4 protein-coding genes and 1 pseudogene are annotated in these 1,949 nt (G+C 63.9%); all 5 read left to right on the forward strand.

Translation table 11 applies throughout. The features are described from left to right. Positions 1-356 (forward strand): NAD(P)H-dependent glycerol-3-phosphate dehydrogenase (locus EN925_RS33790; RefSeq protein ID WP_348630383.1); only part of this gene is annotated, 356 nt, incomplete at its 5' end. 31 nt (positions 357-387) lie between these two features. Further along, positions 388-684: a YciI-like protein gene (locus EN925_RS33795; RefSeq protein ID WP_013528905.1), complete on the forward strand. Its 297-nt coding sequence runs from the start codon at positions 388-390 to the stop codon at positions 682-684. Between the two features lie 38 nt (positions 685-722). Further along, the gene (locus EN925_RS33800) at positions 723-1,148 is read left to right on the forward strand and encodes an EVE domain-containing protein (protein WP_063173341.1); all 426 of its coding nucleotides are present in this window, start codon (positions 723-725) and stop codon (positions 1,146-1,148) included. Next, complete coding sequence (locus EN925_RS33805; RefSeq protein ID WP_206519223.1) at positions 1,103-1,801, forward strand: methyltransferase; 699 nt, start codon at positions 1,103-1,105, stop codon at positions 1,799-1,801. The genes EN925_RS33800 and EN925_RS33805 overlap by 46 nt, the downstream gene beginning before the upstream one ends. A gap of 52 nt (positions 1,802-1,853) precedes the next feature. Then, positions 1,854-1,949: pseudogene (locus tag EN925_RS41135) on the forward strand (DUF1761 domain-containing protein); the annotation flags it as partial.

Genomic DNA, 1,949 nt, shown 5'->3' on the forward strand with positions numbered 1-1,949 from the left:
CCGCCATGGTGACGCGCGGCTTTGTCGAATTGCGCCGCATCGGCGCTGCCTTCGGCGCCAGGCCCGAAACGCTGATGGGGCTTTCCGGCCTTGGCGACCTGCTGCTGACCTGCTCGTCCACCCAGTCGCGCAATTTCGCCTATGGGTTGGCGCTCGGGCAAGGCAAGCCACTTGCCGGATTGCCGCTGGCAGAAGGCGTGCCGACGGCGGCGATCGCAGCCCGCATTGCGACCGAGCGCAACATCGACGCGCCGATCATTGCCGCCGTCGCCGCCATACTGGATGGCACCATCACCGTCCGGCAGGCCGTGACGGCGTTGATGACCCGGCCGCTGAAGACCGAAACCAACGATTGATCCCCACGACTTTGAACGATCAGGAGAAAAAATGCTGTTTGCTGTGATTTGCAAGGACAAGCCCGGAAGCCTGCAGGTGCGCCTCGACACGCGGCCCGAGCATGTTGCCTTTCTCGAGGGGTTGAACGGCGACAAGAAGCTGGCATTCGCCGGTCCGTTCCTTGACACTGAAGGCAAGTCCAATGGCAGCCTCGTGGTCGTCGAAGCGCCCGACCTGGCTGGCGCCCAGGCTCTGTCGGCCGCCGACCCCTACGCCAAGGCCGGGCTGTTCGAAAGCGTCGAAATCCGCCCGTGGAACTGGACGTTCAACAAGCCGGCGGCTAGTTAAATCCCGGTCGCCAGCGCGACTCCAAGGAGGAGAAAGACATGAACTACTGGCTGTTCAAATCCGAGCCATTCAAGTTCTCCTTCGAGATGCTGAAGGCCAAGGGCAAGGCCGGCACGCAATGGGACGGCGTGCGCAACTACGCGGCGCGCAACAACATGAAGGCGATGCAGATCGGCGATCTCGGCTTCTTCTACCACTCCAACGAGGGGCTGAACATCGTCGGCATCGCTGAAGTCTGCGCGCTTGCCCATCCCGACACCACGTCCGACGATCCGCGCTGGGAATGCGTCGACATCCGCGCCGTAAGGGACGTACCGAACCCGCCGACGCTGGAACAGGTGAAGGCCAATCCCAGGCTTGCCGACATGGCGCTGGTGCGGCTCGGACGGCTTTCCGTGCAGCCGGTGACGCCGGCCGAATGGAAGGAAGTCTGCCGCATGGGCGGCTTGACGCCGGCTCCGTGACGGCGCTCACGCCCAACAGTGCCAAACAGTTCATTCTCGACAACACGGCGCTGATGGCGCCGCCGCACGTGCCGGAGATCCTGCTTCATCTTGCCGACGAAGCGCATGACCTGTGGCAGCGGACCGAGGAAGAGCTGGTCGAAATCGGCCTGCCGCCGCCCTTCTGGGCTTTCGCCTGGGCCGGCGGCCAGGGCCTTGCCCGCTATGTCCTGGACAATTCCGGCACGGTGCGTGGCAAGCACGTGCTCGACTTTGCTTCCGGCTCCGGCCTTGTCGCCATCGCCGCTGCCAAGGCCGGTGCCGCCAAGGTGATCGCCTCCGACATCGATCCGTTCTGCGCCACCGCGATCCGGCTCAACAGCGAGATCAACGGTATCGGGACCAAATTCCTCGGCACGGATTGCATCGGCACCGATGCAGGTTGGGACGTGGTCCTGGCCGGTGATGTTTTCTATGACAAATCTTTCGCTGACCGGCTGGTGCCATGGTTCGCAACGCTGAAGGCGCGCGGCGCCGAAATCCTTGTCGGCGATCCCGGCCGGTCGTATCTGCCGAAGACAGGGCTGGAGCCGCTTGCGGTCTATGAAGTGGCCGTCACGCGGGCGCTGGAGGATGCGCTGGTCAAGCGCACGACCGTCTGGCGGTTCGCTTGACGCGATCGCCGAACAGGCGTTCCATAACATCCAGATCAGAGGGGGGGAGCTCATGGATTTTTCAGCAGTGAACTGGCTGGCGGTGGTCGCTGCCGCGATCGTGGCGTGGCTGTTCGGCGCCGCCTGGTACATGAGCCTGAGCAAGCCG

Origin of the sequence: Mesorhizobium sp. M7A.F.Ca.US.006.04.2.1 (assembly GCF_004022915.1) — a bacterium.
GTDB lineage: Bacteria > Pseudomonadota > Alphaproteobacteria > Rhizobiales > Rhizobiaceae > Mesorhizobium > Mesorhizobium ciceri.

What these genes read in the sequence shown, in the direction of transcription:
- EN925_RS33800 (WP_063173341.1), top strand. Translation starts at nt 723, where the DNA reads ATGAACTACTGGCTGTTCAAATCCGAGCCATTCAAGTTCTCCTTCGAG.
- EN925_RS33795 (WP_013528905.1), top strand. Translation starts at nt 388, where the DNA reads ATGCTGTTTGCTGTGATTTGCAAGGACAAGCCCGGAAGCCTGCAGGTG.
- EN925_RS33805 (WP_206519223.1), top strand. Translation starts at nt 1,103, where the DNA reads ATGGAAGGAAGTCTGCCGCATGGGCGGCTTGACGCCGGCTCCGTGACG.